Source organism: Bifidobacterium sp. RTP21102st3_E2_RTP21102_210122 (assembly GCF_040916945.1).
Taxonomy (GTDB): Bacteria; Actinomycetota; Actinomycetes; order Actinomycetales; family Bifidobacteriaceae; genus Bifidobacterium; species Bifidobacterium longum.
In genome coordinates, this window is the sequence record NZ_JBCPAN010000001.1 from 1 (window position 1) to 13997 (window position 13997).

The 13997-nt window shown below is 60.6% G+C and carries 11 protein-coding genes and 1 tRNA gene; 10 read left to right on the forward strand and 2 right to left on the reverse strand.

Translation table 11 applies throughout. The features are described 5' to 3' along the window. Nucleotides 1–481: DUF3459 domain-containing protein (locus tag AB5287_RS00005; protein WP_368220291.1), on the forward strand; the 481-nt coding region annotated here is incomplete at its 5' end. A 210-nt stretch (nt 482–691) separates the two neighbouring features. Here the strand turns inward: AB5287_RS00005 and dinB are convergent. Continuing rightward, nucleotides 692–1966, reverse strand: coding sequence for a DNA polymerase IV (dinB, locus tag AB5287_RS00010; protein ID WP_368220293.1), 1275 nt, complete (start codon nt 1964–1966; stop codon nt 692–694). Between the two features lie 228 nt (nt 1967–2194). On the opposite strand from dinB, the gene AB5287_RS00015 reads away from it, so the two are divergent. From AB5287_RS00015 to rpsI, 9 genes are all read left to right on the forward strand, one after another. Next, a complete protein-coding gene (locus AB5287_RS00015; RefSeq protein ID WP_007053020.1) occupies nt 2195–3142 on the forward strand; it encodes a DMT family transporter in 948 nt (315 codons plus the stop codon). Between the two features lie 71 nt (nt 3143–3213). Continuing rightward, a tRNA-Ser gene (locus tag AB5287_RS00020) sits at nt 3214–3300 on the forward strand. Between the two features lie 376 nt (nt 3301–3676). Continuing rightward, nucleotides 3677–5020, forward strand: a complete 1344-nt coding sequence (locus AB5287_RS00025; RefSeq protein WP_007053796.1) for a CapA family protein — start codon at nt 3677–3679, stop codon at nt 5018–5020. Between the two features lie 73 nt (nt 5021–5093). Continuing rightward, nucleotides 5094–6110, forward strand: coding sequence for a D-2-hydroxyacid dehydrogenase family protein (locus AB5287_RS00030; RefSeq protein WP_007053022.1), 1017 nt, complete (start codon nt 5094–5096; stop codon nt 6108–6110). 61 nt (nt 6111–6171) lie between these two features. Beyond that, nucleotides 6172–6813, forward strand: a complete 642-nt coding sequence (locus tag AB5287_RS00035) for a YigZ family protein (protein WP_368220298.1) — start codon at nt 6172–6174, stop codon at nt 6811–6813. A gap of 7 nt (nt 6814–6820) precedes the next feature. Continuing rightward, nucleotides 6821–7552 carry an AbrB family transcriptional regulator gene (locus AB5287_RS00040; RefSeq protein WP_029679970.1) on the forward strand — a complete coding sequence of 244 codons (732 nt, stop codon included), beginning with the start codon at nt 6821–6823 and terminating at the stop codon, nt 7550–7552. Nucleotides 7553–7719: 167 nt separating this feature from the next. Then, nucleotides 7720–9885: a 4-alpha-glucanotransferase gene (gene malQ / locus AB5287_RS00045; RefSeq protein WP_007053798.1), complete on the forward strand. Its 2166-nt coding sequence runs from the start codon at nt 7720–7722 to the stop codon at nt 9883–9885. Nucleotides 9886–10282: 397 nt separating this feature from the next. Next, nucleotides 10283–10732 (forward strand): 50S ribosomal protein L13, encoded by a 450-nt coding sequence (gene rplM, locus AB5287_RS00050; RefSeq protein WP_007053026.1) that lies wholly within the window; start codon nt 10283–10285, stop codon nt 10730–10732. 22 nt (nt 10733–10754) lie between these two features. Beyond that, complete coding sequence (rpsI, locus tag AB5287_RS00055) at nt 10755–11246, forward strand: 30S ribosomal protein S9 (RefSeq protein ID WP_003829868.1); 492 nt, start codon at nt 10755–10757, stop codon at nt 11244–11246. Nucleotides 11247–11336: 90 nt separating this feature from the next. Here rpsI and glgX read toward each other — a convergent pair whose 3' ends face one another. Beyond that, the gene (gene glgX / locus AB5287_RS00060; protein ID WP_368220302.1) at nt 11337–13877 is read right to left on the reverse strand and encodes a glycogen debranching protein GlgX; all 2541 of its coding nucleotides are present in this window, start codon (nt 13875–13877) and stop codon (nt 11337–11339) included. Between the last annotated feature and the right edge of the window lie 120 nt (nt 13878–13997).

The window sequence follows — 13997 nt, forward strand, 5'->3', positions numbered from 1 at the left end:
CGGTCTGGCCGCGCGCAGCCGTGACAACGCGCGTACTCCGATGCAATGGGACGGTTCCGGCTACGCCGGTTTCACCGCTCCGGACGCCGCCACTGAGCCATGGATTTCCGTGAATCCGAATCATGCCGAGATCAACGCCGCCGGTGAATTCGATGATCCGGATTCGGTGTACTCCTTCTACAAGCAACTCGTTGCGCTGCGTCACAACAGCCCGGTCGTGGCCGCCGGCGACTGGCGACTGATTGACGCCGCTGATCCGCACGTCTATGCCTTTACCCGTGAGCTCGACGCTGAGAAGCTGTTGGTCGTAGTCAATATGTCCAGTCGAACCGTTGACCTGCCACGTGAGGCTGCCGAACTGGTGCAGCACGGGGTGACCGAACCGGATATCGTGATTTCCACCTACGACGCCTCGCACGCCGTGGTCTCCCTCGCCAACCGTGAGCTTGGCCCCTGGGAGGGCGCGGCCGTCCGCGTGTGAGCTAGCGTATGTTGTTCCAGACTATTTTCGTCCTTGTCTGAGGTGCCGTGCGTTTGCTTCGTCTCGGCGTACGTTGTTCCAGATGATGGGGAAATTGGTCTGGGGAAACGTATGCCAAGAGGCTGGTGCCTGCTTGGTGCCTGCCCGGTGTTTGTTGATGTCCAACGTGGAAAGCCCGCGCGGCTGGCGGGAAGCCACGCCGCAGGGCCGTCACGCCCCAAACTGGGCGGCCTTGCTGCCAAATTTGCGGCGCACAGCGTCCAGTGCGGCCTCGGCATCATGCAAACGCGCCTGTGAGGTCTGGCCGCAGGCATTGTCGGCCTCTTCGAGCATGTCATCCAGTGAAGGCTGCACGGCCGTAGCCGCCGCCTTACTGAGCGAAGACGTGCTCATACCGGCCAAGCGAATAGTTTTGGGCAGGGGAGTGGCAGACTCCGCCGAGGCCGGTAGCCCCAGCATGACTTTCAGCTGCCGCACGCATTCCGGGTACAGCACGCCGGCCGTATCGGTCGGCCGCTCCATCGTAAAAGACCGGGTCTGATAGCTCAGGTCGGCGAACCGCAGCTTCACCGTCAGCGTGCGCGCCACCAGCCCCTTGCGCCGCAGCGTGCTGGTTACTTCGTCGCAGGCCGAACGCAGTAGCCCACACACCACGCGCATATCGCGTGTATCCTCGGCCAAGGTTTCCTCGGACCCAATGGATTTCTCCTCGCGTACCGTGGTAATTTCGCGGGAATCCAACCCGTGCGAGGCCGCCCATAATCCACGTGCCGCAGCCGGGGAGCCAGTGGCACGAGTCAATGCAGCCTCATCCAGCTGAGCCAATTCAGCCACCGAATGCACGCCCCAAGCGTTAAGCCGCTTCTCCAAAGACGGCCCGATGCCCGGAATGCCACGCAATGGCATCATCTGCACGAATTCGGCCGATCGGGCCGCGGGAATCAGCAGCATGCCGTCCGGCTTGGCATTGGTCGAGGCCATTTTGGCCACCAGTTTGTTACAGGCGATACCCACTGAACACGTCACGTGGAAGCGCTCGGCCACCTGAGCGCGAATCCACGCGCCGATCGCGCTCGGCCGCCCCCACTCCAGCAGTGCGGCGGACACATCCATATAGCCCTCGTCCACCGAAACCTGCTCGAACCGGTCGGTGACGGTCAAAAACACCTCATGCATGATTCGGTGCGACATTATGCGGTAATACGCCATATCCACTGGCAGAAAAATGCCGTTCGGGCACAACTGATGGGCGCGCGCGGCCGGCATCGCCGAATTGATGCCGTATTTCCGGGCTTCGTAGCTCGCGGCGGACACCACCGCGCGCGGCCCGGTGCCGATGATTACCGGCTTGCCTTTGAGCCCGGGGTTGCGCGCCACCTCCAATGAGGCATAGAAGGCATCCATGTCGATATGCAGCACGGTGCATCCGGTCTCGTCGTGGCCCCAATCGCGTTTGGCGGCCTCAAGTCTCGGTGCGGTGCTCATGCCACCATTGTAGGAATGCCGAACGAGGTCATGCTCACTATGTGGCGCGCATGACGCGGCGCTCATTGTCATAATGCCGAATATCGCCGGAATTCCAAGGGTTTACGCACTGTGCGGCTGTTTCGCATGGTGGGTGCGATTCCACGGAATCGTCCACATTGCGTCACTGTCCGTAACGCCTTCCAAGTCAATGCGCGCTGTCCCGGCTCTCCGAGTAGCGTAAACCTCATGAAGAAGGCAGTGGTCGGTATCCTCAACCGTGTTCCCGTGGTTCTTATCGTGATTGGTGAGGCACTGGTGATTTATTTGGCTACGGCCGTCGCCAAACTTGCGTTCACCCAGCTCGATCCGCTGTACTCGGTGTGGTATCGCGTGGGATTTATGGCGGTGCTGTTGCTGCTGTGGCGCAGGCCCTGGAACAAGGCGAAGCGAGCGCAACTGTTTCACCGCGACGCCCGCAGCTGGGGGCTGGTCGTACTGCTCGGCTGCTCGCTGGTGCTGATGAATACCCTGTTTTATGTGGCCATCAGCAATATGGATATGGGCATTGCCGTGTCTATCGAATTTTTGGGACCGCTTTCGGTGGCGGTGATTACCGGCAAAAGCTGGCGCGAGCGGGTCGGTATCGGTATCGCGGCGGTCGGTGTGGTGCTGTTAGCTGGCATATCATTGGCCAATCCGTCCGGCAATGGCACGTTTTTGTATGGTCTGATTGCGATTTTGATCGGCGGGTCGATGTGGGGCATGTATATCATCACCGGCCGGCGCGTGGCGGCTGGCGGCAATTCGCTGGATAATCTGTGCATCGCCGTGACCATCGGCTGGCTGGTCCAGTCCCTGTTCCTTGGCGTGCCGGCTGTGGCTCATGTGGTTCACCCCAAGGCCGATGCCACGTGGGCGCTTGAGCCCGGCGGCTCGCTGAAGCTGCTGGCTCTGCTGTTTGTGATTTCCCTGATGGCCTCGTTCATTCCCTATGTGGTGGAGCAGATCACGCTGCGACGCACCACATCCGGCGCATTTTCGGTAATGCAATCCATCAATCCCGCCATGGCGGTGGCCGTGGGACTGGCGTTCGGCGAGATTCCCAGCGTTGGTGAAATCGTCGGTGTGGCGTTGGTGATTTGCGCGGTTATCGTTACGTTCTCCGGCGACGCCGCACCCGCGGACGTTCAATAATGTGTCGTTCGGCACGCCGTATCCGCAGGACGTGGTACAGTAATTTGCTGTTGCGCATTATTGCGTAACGTGGAGTCATGCCTGAGTGGCCGATAGGGGCACCCTGCTAAGGTGTTAGTCGTGTAAACGGCTCGAGGGTTCGAATCCCTCTGACTCCGCCGATTAAGGTTCCGGGTGAAAGCTCGGAACTTTTTTGTTTTCCGGAAACTCCGGGTTAAGTAACTCCTGAAATAACCGAGGACGGGCGGTCTCCGCTTGTGGTAAGCGGAGTCGGAGGTACGCCATTGTCCGCCCGCCTCCAAACCGCCATTTTAGTGGGCGAACGAGTGCGGCACGTCGGGAAAAGTCCGAGCGACGAAAGAAAAATGTCCACTAAGTGAGACTTTTGCGTGGTGTTCGTGAATGGTGATTGAAGATTAACCGGTTTATATATTGCTTGTCCAATCGCTTGCTCATCGCCTCCCTCCCCGCAGTACTTGACCGAGATGGGCGGTACCCTAGAGAGAGAAGAAGAGTTCCGAAGGGCGGGCAAAGATGAGCCATATCGCTGGGCAGGGGCAACATCGCTCCAACTCGACACGAACCAACCGTGCGGCGCTGATTATCGTGTTCGTGATCGTGCTCGCCGTTGCGCTGGGCATCGGCGCATGGTTCGCAACCCATCGCACGGACGGCAATGGCCCCGCACACGCCGGAGTGTCGGACGTCGCGTTGAATAAAGCGAAGAACACGCCCAAACCGGTGACCGAACATCACGGCAATTCACCGGATTGCCCGGATACGGACTGCATCGCCATGCTGGTCAACGGCGATTTGTTGTTCCATGAGGGATTGTGGAGCCATTTCCAAGGCCCGAACCCCAACGCCACGGATGGCACCGCCTTCAACTTCGACCCGCTGTTCGCGCCGATGAAGCAGTACATTCAGGCTTCGGACATCGCCGTGTGCGAATTCGAAACCCCGATCGCCCAGCGCGGCGGCCCATATGCCGCGTACCCGATCTTCAACATTCCGCCGGAAGTGGCGGATGCCGCCCGCAACGTGGGATACAACGCCTGCACACACGCCACCAACCATTCCTGGGATCAGGGGGCGGATGGCATCGCCCGTCTGTGGGACACGCTTGAGGCCAATGGCATCGCCCAGACCGGCTCGTACAAAACCGAAGCCGACTCCACCAAACCGTTGGTCATCGATTCCCCGACCGGCGGCGGCAAGCTGGGTCTGGTCACCGGCACGGTCTCCCTCAACGGCATGACCGCCGACGAGGACTGGCAGGTGGATCGTCTGCGCGAAGACGGCGACCCGAATCACGACAGCGACATCCAGCGCGCGGTAGACAAGGCCAACAAGGCCCGCGAGCAAGGTGCCGATGTGGTGGCCATCGCCATGCACTCGGTGCAGGAATACCTTGATTACGCCGATTCCTGGCAGATTTCGGAAGCCCATGAGCTTGCCGACACTGGTGCCTTCGACGTTATTTACGGTGCCGGTTGCCATTGTGCGCAGCCCATCGAGAACTATAACGGCACGTGGATTATCTACGGTCTGGGCAACGCCGTCACCGAGTCGGCGAACACGCCGGAAACCTTGGTCAACAATCAGGGTGTGACCGCACGCATCCAGTTCGCCGGCAAGAAGGGCGTCAAGGGGTCGTGGCGCGTCAACCGCATCGATTGGGTGCCCACCGCCAACGTGCATCAAGGCAACTACCAATGGTGCCCGATATCCAGCGACCATCCCATAGGCACATGTTGGGACGAAGCCTACGACGCTCAGATACGCCAACGCATCTGGGATGTCATCTATTCGATGGGCGCGGACCAGAACGTCGTCAAGGAATGGAACATCACGCAGGAGCAGGCGGCAAAGCAATAGTTGCTCGGCTTGGTCTCAAGGAGGGGAAGCCGCAAGGTGACGCTTTTCCCGCCGGCCTCCTAATGTGGAGCCCATGACCGAGATTTACGAAACCCAAAGCGAACGCACCGATCTGCCCCTCGTCGTGATGCCGTCCGTGCTTGACTCGATGATCGAGCCCATCAAGGCCCAGTTCCCCGCGCTCCACGACGTTGCCCGCGTGCGTATGTTCGAGGAATTCACGTCCGACGAGGCGACCATAGCCGAGCGTCTGAAGGATGCCGACGCCCTGCTGGTGGGCGGCTACCACATTTCGGACGATCTGCTGCGCACCATCAGCGGGCAGGGGCACGTCAAGTGCATCGTGTTCTGCGGTACCGGCGTCGCCAGCTACCTCAATCTCGATAAGGCGCGCGAGCTGAAGATCCGCGTCTGCAACGCCGAACATTATGGCGATCACGCCGTGGCCGAGCACACCTTCGCCCTTCTGTTCGAGCTCATCCGCCGCGTTGGCCAACTCGATAAGGACGTCAAGGCCGGCAACTGGGCGTGGGCCAGCGGCGATGGACTGCAACTCGCCGGCCGTCGCATGGGCATCATCGGACTGGGCGGCATCGGCTCCACCGTGGCCGGCATCGCCCGCGCCCTCGGCATGGAGGTCGCCGCATGGAATTCGCATGTGCCGCCCGAGCATTTCGAACGCTCCGGTGCCACTCCGGTCGACGATCTCAACAAGCTCATCGAAACCAGCGACGTCATCTCCGTCCATCTGCCGCTGAACAACGCCACGCGCGGCATCGTCACCGCCGAGAACCTTGCGCATGTGAAGCCCGGCACCCTGTTCATCAACACCGCCCGCTCCGAAGTCATCGAATCCGGTGCGCTGCTTGCCCGACTGCAAAAGGGCGATGTTCCCGCCGCACTCGACGTGTTCGACCATGAGCCGCTGACCGCCGACGACGCCATCTGCCATGTGCCCGGCATCGTCCTGACCCCGCACGTCGGCTGGCGTGCCGACGGCGCGTTCAAGGAGCTCACCCGCCAGATGATCGCCTGCCTGACCGCCTACTTCGCCGGCGAAGACTATAACGTCGTCGTCTCCGAACGCTGATAGCCCTGCCTAGCCTCGCGCTCAATCGAACACCCAGCCAGTCGACCACCGGAACACGCTCATGCAGACGATTCTCAACACGCCCGACGATCCTGCCCACGATTCGCTCGTCGAAAAAAAGTCCGAATTTATCGGCGACGCCGCCCATGTCGATACGCTCGACGAGGCGCTCGCGTTCGTGGCTGCGATCCGTGAGCAGCATCCGAAAGCCCGACACGTGGCGTATGCCGCCGTGTGCGGAGGCGCGGATGGGCGACTGTCCGAACGCATGAGCGATGACGGCGAGCCGTCCGGTACCGCCGGCAAGCCGATTCTCGACGTACTCAAGCAGTCGGGCACCACCGATTGCGTGGTTGCCGTCACCAGATATTTCGGTGGTATTCTGCTGGGCTCCGGTGGGCTGGTCCGCGCGTACTCATCCGCCGCATCATTGGCGATGAAAGCCGCCCGCGCCGCCCGCATCATGACCGCCAAGCGATACCGGGTCCGTCTCGAATACCCGCAGCTGGCACGATTCCAGCAGATCCTGGCGCAGCTCGGTGGCAACCAGGAGGATGAATCGTATGCGGTGAACGTCGAACTGACCGCGGTGGTGCCGCAAGATGATTGCGTGCGATTCGAGGAGCGTGTGCGGGAAGCGTTCAATGCCGCGGTGGTACCGGACCCGATTGACGTGGTCAACATTCCGATTCCGTTCGCGTGACGCCTGTATGACTAAGCTGGGCATCATGACCGACGAGAACACCACCACCCAGCGGACCCAGCCCACCGAGGCCGCAACTGAGGCTGCAATCGACACGGGCGCCCAGCAGCGGGACCAAGGCGCGCAGGCCGCAGCCGAGTCCGCCGCTCCGGTGGATTTCGAACCGCTGACCGCTACATACGAACGTCTGCGTCATTCCACCGACCCGGCCGAACTGTCCGAATTCGCCCGTCGGCCGTTGCCTGACCGTGCCGATCAGGCGGCGTTCTCCCGCGCCACCGCACTTTTGGAGGCTGTGGCCGGCAACCCGCACACCCCGGTGGCCGATCGCGTGTTCCTCGCCGACACCATGCCGTTCCCGAACGTATTGGTCAAACTCTCCGAAGACCCCGAACCGTCCGTGCGCCAAGCCGTGGCCGCCAACGGGGATGACAAGAATTGGCTGGTCGGCCGCCTGACCAAGGATCCGGTACCTGCGGTCCGGGATACGGCGTTGAAAAACAAGCGCACCAGCTGGAAGATGCGGCTTGAGGGTGCGCAGGACCCCACTGCGGATGCGGAGACATTGGATTTCTTGGGCGTACTTGGCACCGAATCCGAAGAGGGAGCACCGGCAGTGCTTTCCTCGATGGTCCGCCGTGCCGTGGCACTGAACCCCAATACGTCCGAAGCGATGCTTGCCAAATTGGCCAACGACCCCTCGGCCGAGGTGCGGCACGCCGTGGAAAGCCGCCGCTAAGCACACTATTGCTGTGTTTTGCCGCGCAAATTTGGCCGGCAATCACCCCCTGTCCACCATTGTGAGCGCTCACATCTCACTATGTGAGGGTAAAAAGTACATAATTTGGCGGAATCATGGCATTTTTCTTACGGTGTGGCGCAATCAAACGGCGTTAGACTGGGGCTATGAGTGAGATTACCGAGAGTGAAGAGCGTCTGGCCCGTCCGTTGATTCGACTGGCCAAGTTGGTCGGTGTCGGCACGAGTTATTTGGGCATGAGCCATGACTACCACGAGATAGACGATGACGTCCTGATCGAGGTGCTGGCAGCGCTGGGCATCGACGCCTCCAGCGAGAGCGCCCAACTCATCGCCATCCGACGCATTCTGAACGAGCGTTACGCCCGATTGGTGGCACCCACCGTGCTGCATATCGCCGGTAGCGAGGACCGGGTGCTGGTGAACACCGGTATTCTGGACGTGCCTTCGGCGAGCATCACGCTGGAGAATGGCGAGCCATATCAAGGCACCATTGAAGTTGGTCCTGGAGATGGATCCCAGGCCTACGACTTGGATGGTACGTTCATTTCGAATGCGGCTGTGGTCATTCCCGCCGATCTGCCGATTGGTTACCATACGCTGCACGTCAAGGTCGCCGACCGTGTGCAAGACGCCACTTTGATCAGTGCACCTGATCGCGTCGATCTGCTTGACCCGATGAAGGGCGGCAGTCTGTGGGGCTGGATGGCCCAGCTGTACTCGATTCGCTCCTCCAACTCCTGGGGCGTGGGCGATTACGAGGATCTGAAGACCATGCTGGTGGACGCCAAGCAGAAGACTGGTGCCGACTTCGTGCTCATCAATCCGGTGCATGCCGCCGAGCCGGTGTCCCCGCTCACCCCGTCGCCGTATCTGCCGGTAAGCCGTCGCCTGATCAACTTCACGTACATCCGTCCTGAGGCGATCGCCGAATATGCCACGCTCAGCGAGGGCGACAAGAATGCCGTCGACGGACTGCATGCCGACACCGAACCGCTGAACGGTGATTCCCAGCTCATCGACCGTGACGCCATGTGGCGCAGCAAGATGCACGCCCTGTGGATTATCTTCAAGGCCGGCCGTACCGCCGAACGCCAAAGCGTATTCGACCAATTCAAGGCGGACTGTGGTTCCGACTTGGAGGCGTATGCCACGTGGTGCCTGTGCTACGACAAGTGGGGGGCGCCCAACGGCGAGGAGGGCAACTGGGAGCGCAAGTTCAATCGCAACTCCCCGGAAATCGCCAATCTGCGCAAGCAGTACCCGGACACTTTGGACTTCTACCGCTGGCTGGAATGGATTGCCGCCGAGCAGCTGTCCTCCGCCCAACAGGCAGCCAAGGACGCCGGCATGCATATCGGCATCATGTCCGATATGGCCGTCGGCGTGCACCCCTCCGGCGCTGACGTGTGGTGGAATCCCGAGCGCTTCGCCAAGGGAGCCACGGTCGGCGCACCGCCGGACATGTTCAACCAGCAAGGCCAGAACTGGAGCCAGCCGCCGCTGAGCCCGATCAATCTGGAGACCACCGGCTACGAGGCCTACCGCAATATGGTGCATGGCATGTTCGCCCGTGCCGGTGCGGTGCGCATCGATCACATCCTTGGTCTGTTCCGCCTGTGGTGGATTCCCGAGAACCGTTCGGCTATGGATGGCGCTTACGTGTACTACGACTCAGACATCATGCTGGGCGTTCTGGCCATCGAGGCCTCTCGTGCCGGCGGCGTGGTCGTAGGTGAGGACCTCGGCGTGGTGCCGGACCATGTGGCCGATTCCCTGTCGAGCCACGGTATTCTCGGTTGCGCCGTTGAATGGTTCGAGCAGTGCGACGGCGTGTTCCGCGCCCCCTCCCAGTGGCGTCCGTATGCATTGGCCTCCGTGAATACGCACGATTTGCCGCCGGCCGCCGGTTACCTGGAATACGAGCACGTCAAGATTCGTGAGCGTCTGGGCTTGCTGACCGGCCCGGCCGAGGAATTCGAAGCCTCCGCCAAGGCCGAGCAGGATGCGATGCTGGCCATGCTGGTCGAGCAGGGTTATCTTGATGCCGACTTTGCCGAACATCGTGAGGATCACGAGGCGGATATCGTCGACGCGCTGTACCGCGCACTGAAGGGTTCGCCGTGCAAGCTGCTCGCCGCCTCGATCACCGACGCGGTGGGGGAGAAGCGTGCGCAGAACCAGCCGGGCACCAACAACGAATACCCGAACTGGCGCATCCCACTGGCCGACGCCAAGGGCAACGTGGTACCGCTCGAAACCCTCTTCGACACCCCCGGTGCCCAACGCTTCGCCCAAATCTTCAATTCCTGACCCGCTTTACCTCCCTCTGACGAGCCGAGTCGTTAAGCGGACAGTCCAGTGGACTGTCCGTAGACGAGGCCTGAAAGAAGCGATAGCTGAGAGAAGGCAGGGAATTGCCTCACCGTAGGTGAGTCGGTTAGCCGAAGTGGGTGGGAGAGAAACCATAAATAGGGGAAGAGAAGCCATAAACCCAATGGAGTGTCCCCAGTTGCCCTATGTCAAGCCCGGCGATATACTAGTGGATTGTTGTGTTTCCCTAAGGGGTCCTTCAAAGCGCTATCCCACTCGCCATCGAGGACTTTCAGGGAGCCCACGGATAATGAGGTTCGACGCCTCTTGGATGCGGCCCTGACCAAGCCACACCAAGCAGCTGAGACCCGGAACACAATATAGAAAAGGTAATCCAGTGAAAACTTTCACTCCGAAGCCAGCTGATCTGACTCATGACTGGTACGTCATCGACGCCACCGACGTGGTGCTCGGCCGTCTCGCCACCCAGGCTGCAATCCTGCTGCGCGGCAAGAACAAGCCGACCTACGCTCCGCACGCCGATTCCGGCAACCACGTGATCATCATCAATGCCGACAAGATTGCTCTGACTGGCAACAAGATGGGCAAGGAACTCTACTCGCACTCCGGCCGTCCTGGTGGTCTGCGTCGTGACTCCTACGCCGAGCTGCTCGAGAAGAACCCCGAGCGCATCATCAAGAACGCTGTCAAGGGCATGCTGCCGAAGAATCGTCTGGCCAAGGTGCAGCTCGACCGCCTGCGTATCTTCCGTGGCGCCGAGCACCCGCACACCCCGCAGAAGCCCCAGGTCTTCGAGATCGCCCAGGTCTCGCAGCAGGCCAAGTGAAACCTGAGAGGAGATAAGAATCATGGCTGAAAACACCAACGACTCCCAGGTTGTCGAGACCGAAGAGGAGCTCACCAACTACACCACCGAGACCAACGCTGGCGCTGGCACCGGCACCTCCGCGATTGAGCCGGGCTACGGCACCGGTCGCCGCAAGGAGGCTGTCGCCCGTGTCCGTCTGGTTCCGGGTGACGGCAAGTGGACCATCAACGGCCGCACTCTGGAGGAGTACTTCCCCTCCAAGCTGCTGCAGCGTGAGGTCAACTCCCCGATCGTTCTGCTCAAGCTCGAAGGCAAGTTCGACGCTATCGTCCTCGTTGACGGCGGCGGCACCACCGGCCAGGCCGGCGCCATCCGCCTCGGCGTTGCCCGCGCTCTGAACGCCATCGATCGTGATGCCAACCGCGCCGCCCTGAAGAAGGCTGGCTTCCTGACCCGCGACGCTCGCGTCGTGGAGCGCAAGAAGGCTGGTCTGCACAAGGCACGTCGCGCCCCGCAGTTCTCCAAGCGTTAATTTCGCTTGTCCTGTACCGAGCATACAAAGGCTCTCCGCGGAATTCCGCGGAGAGCCTTTGTGTTTGTGTCGCGCTGTCTTGAGTGTGACTCACACCTGCTTCATCAGCGTGATGCTCAGCGCCGGCATGGTCCAGACATTGTCGTCGACGGGAGTGTCCGGTGTATCATCCACAGGGGCATCGGGCATATCAGCTGATACCTCATCCCGAGGCGCGGACGAGGTGCCGTTTGCGGCGTGATCTGTTACTGGCATCGCGAATTTGATGGTATCCGCTTCATTCTCAGTCGAGGATTCCGTACGCTGCATGGCCACTTCTTCGACCATCTTGAGTACTGTCTCGCTGGCGTCCGGTACATGCTGCGTCCAGACGGTGGTGTCACCGTTCAAATCGCATTCCTCGACCTGAGTGCCATGCCCGGCTCGGCGGCCGTTGATTTCGGCCGAGCACCATTTAGGCGTCCAGTGGGTGTCTGGCGGCAGGCGGAATGTGCGGTCGTCAGCGGTGCCGTTGACCACAATGCACACGTCCACCTCACTGTTGGACAGCAATCGCATGGTGAAGCTACGTACGCCCAGATCGAACCAGTCACGCTCCATCGGCGTGGTGCCGTCGGGCAGGAACCACTGCACGCGGCTTGAGGGCTTGAGTAGGCCGAGCTGGGTCAGTCGGGTGAAGAAGTCCTCGTGGTGATACAGGTCCAGTGATTTACGTAGCGCCACCAGTCGAGACACGGTTTCCAAGCGGCGCATTTCGCGCGTCTTGTTGGTGGAATACATCCAATCCCACTTCAGCCACGTGATGTCGTTGTCTTGGCAGTAGGCGTTGTTGTTGCCGTCCTGCGTGTTGCGGAATTCGTCGCCGGCGAGCATCATCGGCGTACCCAGCGAGAGCAGCAGCATGCCGATCATGTTCATGGCCGCCTGTTCGCGTGCCGCAATGACGTCTGGATCATCGGTGACGCCTTCGACGCCGAAATTGGCGGAATGGTTCACCGACGAGCCATCAGTATTGTTTTCGCCGTTGGCTTCATTGTGCTTGGAGCGGTATCTGGTGAGGTCCGTCAGCGTGAAACCGTCGTGGCAGGACACGAAATTGATGGAGGCCGGAGCGCCACGCCCTGGTTCGGTGGCGAACAGATCGGCCGAGCCGCAGAGTCGCGTGGACATCTCCTGCAAACTGATACGCCCGAAATCGGAGCCGCCGTCCACATCCTCAAGCCAGAAGGTGCGGGCCGTGTCGCGGAAGCGGTCATTCCATTCGGCGAACGGCACGGAGAATTGGCCGGTGCGCCAGCCGAGGTTGCCCAGATCCCACGGCTCCATAATGAGCTTCAGGTTGCCCAGCAGCAGATCGGAACGCAGGGCGTAGAGGAACGGGTGATGATGGGTGAATTCGCCTTCCAGGCGGGCCAGCGTGACGCCAAGGTCGAAGCGGAAACCGTCTATGCCGATACGCTTGGCCCAGTATCGTAATGAGTCGATGGCAAAGGTGACCACATGCGTGTTGGTGAAGTCCAGCGTATTGCCGCAGCCGGTGGTGTCTTCGAGTCGACCGGTATTGGATTTTTGATGGCGATAGTAGGCCAGGTCGTCGAGGCCGCGCCAGCAGACCGTCGGGCCTTCGACGCCGCCTTCGCATGTGTGGTTGTAGACCACGTCCATGATGACTTCGAAGCCGGCCTCGTGCAGTGCGCGCACCATGTCTATGACTTCTTGGCGCACGGCGGCCGCGCCCTTCTCCTGGGCGGCTTTAGTGGCGTAGGAGGGTTCGGGGGCGAAGTAGCTGAGGGTGGAGTAGCCCCAGTAGTTCTTGCGGCCGTGTTCTTGCAGGAAGAGCTCGTCCTGCTTGGCCATAATCGGCAGCAGTTCGATGGATGTGATGCCTAGACCCTGCAGATAGGCGAGCGTGGTGGGGTGTGCGAGTCCGGCGTACGTGCCGCGCAATGATTCGGGCAGCCACGGTGCGTTGGCGGTGAAGCCTTTGACGTGCATCTCATAGATGACGGTTTTGCGCCACGGCACATGCGGGTGCTGCGGGTCGCCCTCATGCTTATGGGTATCGCGATCGTCGATGGCCACGGACACCGGCATATGGCCGAGCGAGTCTACGGTGCTCATGGCACCGTATGCCGAGCCGATTACCTTGCGGTCCACGACATCGCATTCATAGGAGAAGGCGGCGGGGGTGAGCTCCATGGAGCCGTCGATGCCCTTGCCATACGGGTCAAGCAGGAATTTGTATGGATTGAAGCGCACGCCATGTTTCGGGTCCCATGCGCCGTCCACGCGGTAGCCATAGCGCATGCCGTCCCATGCTTTGGGCAGGTGCACGTACCACAGGCCGTAGTTCGGCCCGGTCATGCGAAACAGGGTCTCGCGCAGATACAAATGTTCGATGATGCGCGTGCACACCGGGAACTCATGAATCTGCTGGATAAAGGAGATATTCGGGTCCTCGAACAGACGGATGGCGTCTTGGAAGAAAGCGCTGGGCTCATCAATGGGCTCCAGCACGCACAACCAAACCTGATCGGCGGTTTCGGAACGAACAACGACGTCAGCACCACCGTCGTCAGTGAAGTACAGCCCTGGGCGAGTGGCGTAACGATGCAACGGTGGATTTCTCATAACTCCATTGTAGACGTGTTGTTACTTTTGGTGGAAGCCCTTGATTTCCAAGGCAACACGCCGAATGAAAGTAGTTTTATAAAAATAATTTGCAAAACTGAGATAAAGAAGTTATGCTGT

What these genes read in the sequence shown, in the direction of transcription:
- dinB (WP_368220293.1), bottom strand. Translation starts at nt 1,966, where the DNA reads ATGAGCACCGCACCGAGACTTGAGGCCGCCAAACGCGATTGGGGCCAC.
- AB5287_RS00015 (WP_007053020.1), top strand. Translation starts at nt 2,195, where the DNA reads ATGAAGAAGGCAGTGGTCGGTATCCTCAACCGTGTTCCCGTGGTTCTT.
- AB5287_RS00025 (WP_007053796.1), top strand. Translation starts at nt 3,677, where the DNA reads ATGAGCCATATCGCTGGGCAGGGGCAACATCGCTCCAACTCGACACGA.
- AB5287_RS00030 (WP_007053022.1), top strand. Translation starts at nt 5,094, where the DNA reads ATGACCGAGATTTACGAAACCCAAAGCGAACGCACCGATCTGCCCCTC.
- AB5287_RS00035 (WP_368220298.1), top strand. Translation starts at nt 6,172, where the DNA reads ATGCAGACGATTCTCAACACGCCCGACGATCCTGCCCACGATTCGCTC.
- AB5287_RS00040 (WP_029679970.1), top strand. Translation starts at nt 6,821, where the DNA reads ATGACTAAGCTGGGCATCATGACCGACGAGAACACCACCACCCAGCGG.
- malQ (WP_007053798.1), top strand. Translation starts at nt 7,720, where the DNA reads ATGAGTGAGATTACCGAGAGTGAAGAGCGTCTGGCCCGTCCGTTGATT.
- rpsI (WP_003829868.1), top strand. Translation starts at nt 10,755, where the DNA reads ATGGCTGAAAACACCAACGACTCCCAGGTTGTCGAGACCGAAGAGGAG.
- glgX (WP_368220302.1), bottom strand. Translation starts at nt 13,877, where the DNA reads ATGAGAAATCCACCGTTGCATCGTTACGCCACTCGCCCAGGGCTGTAC.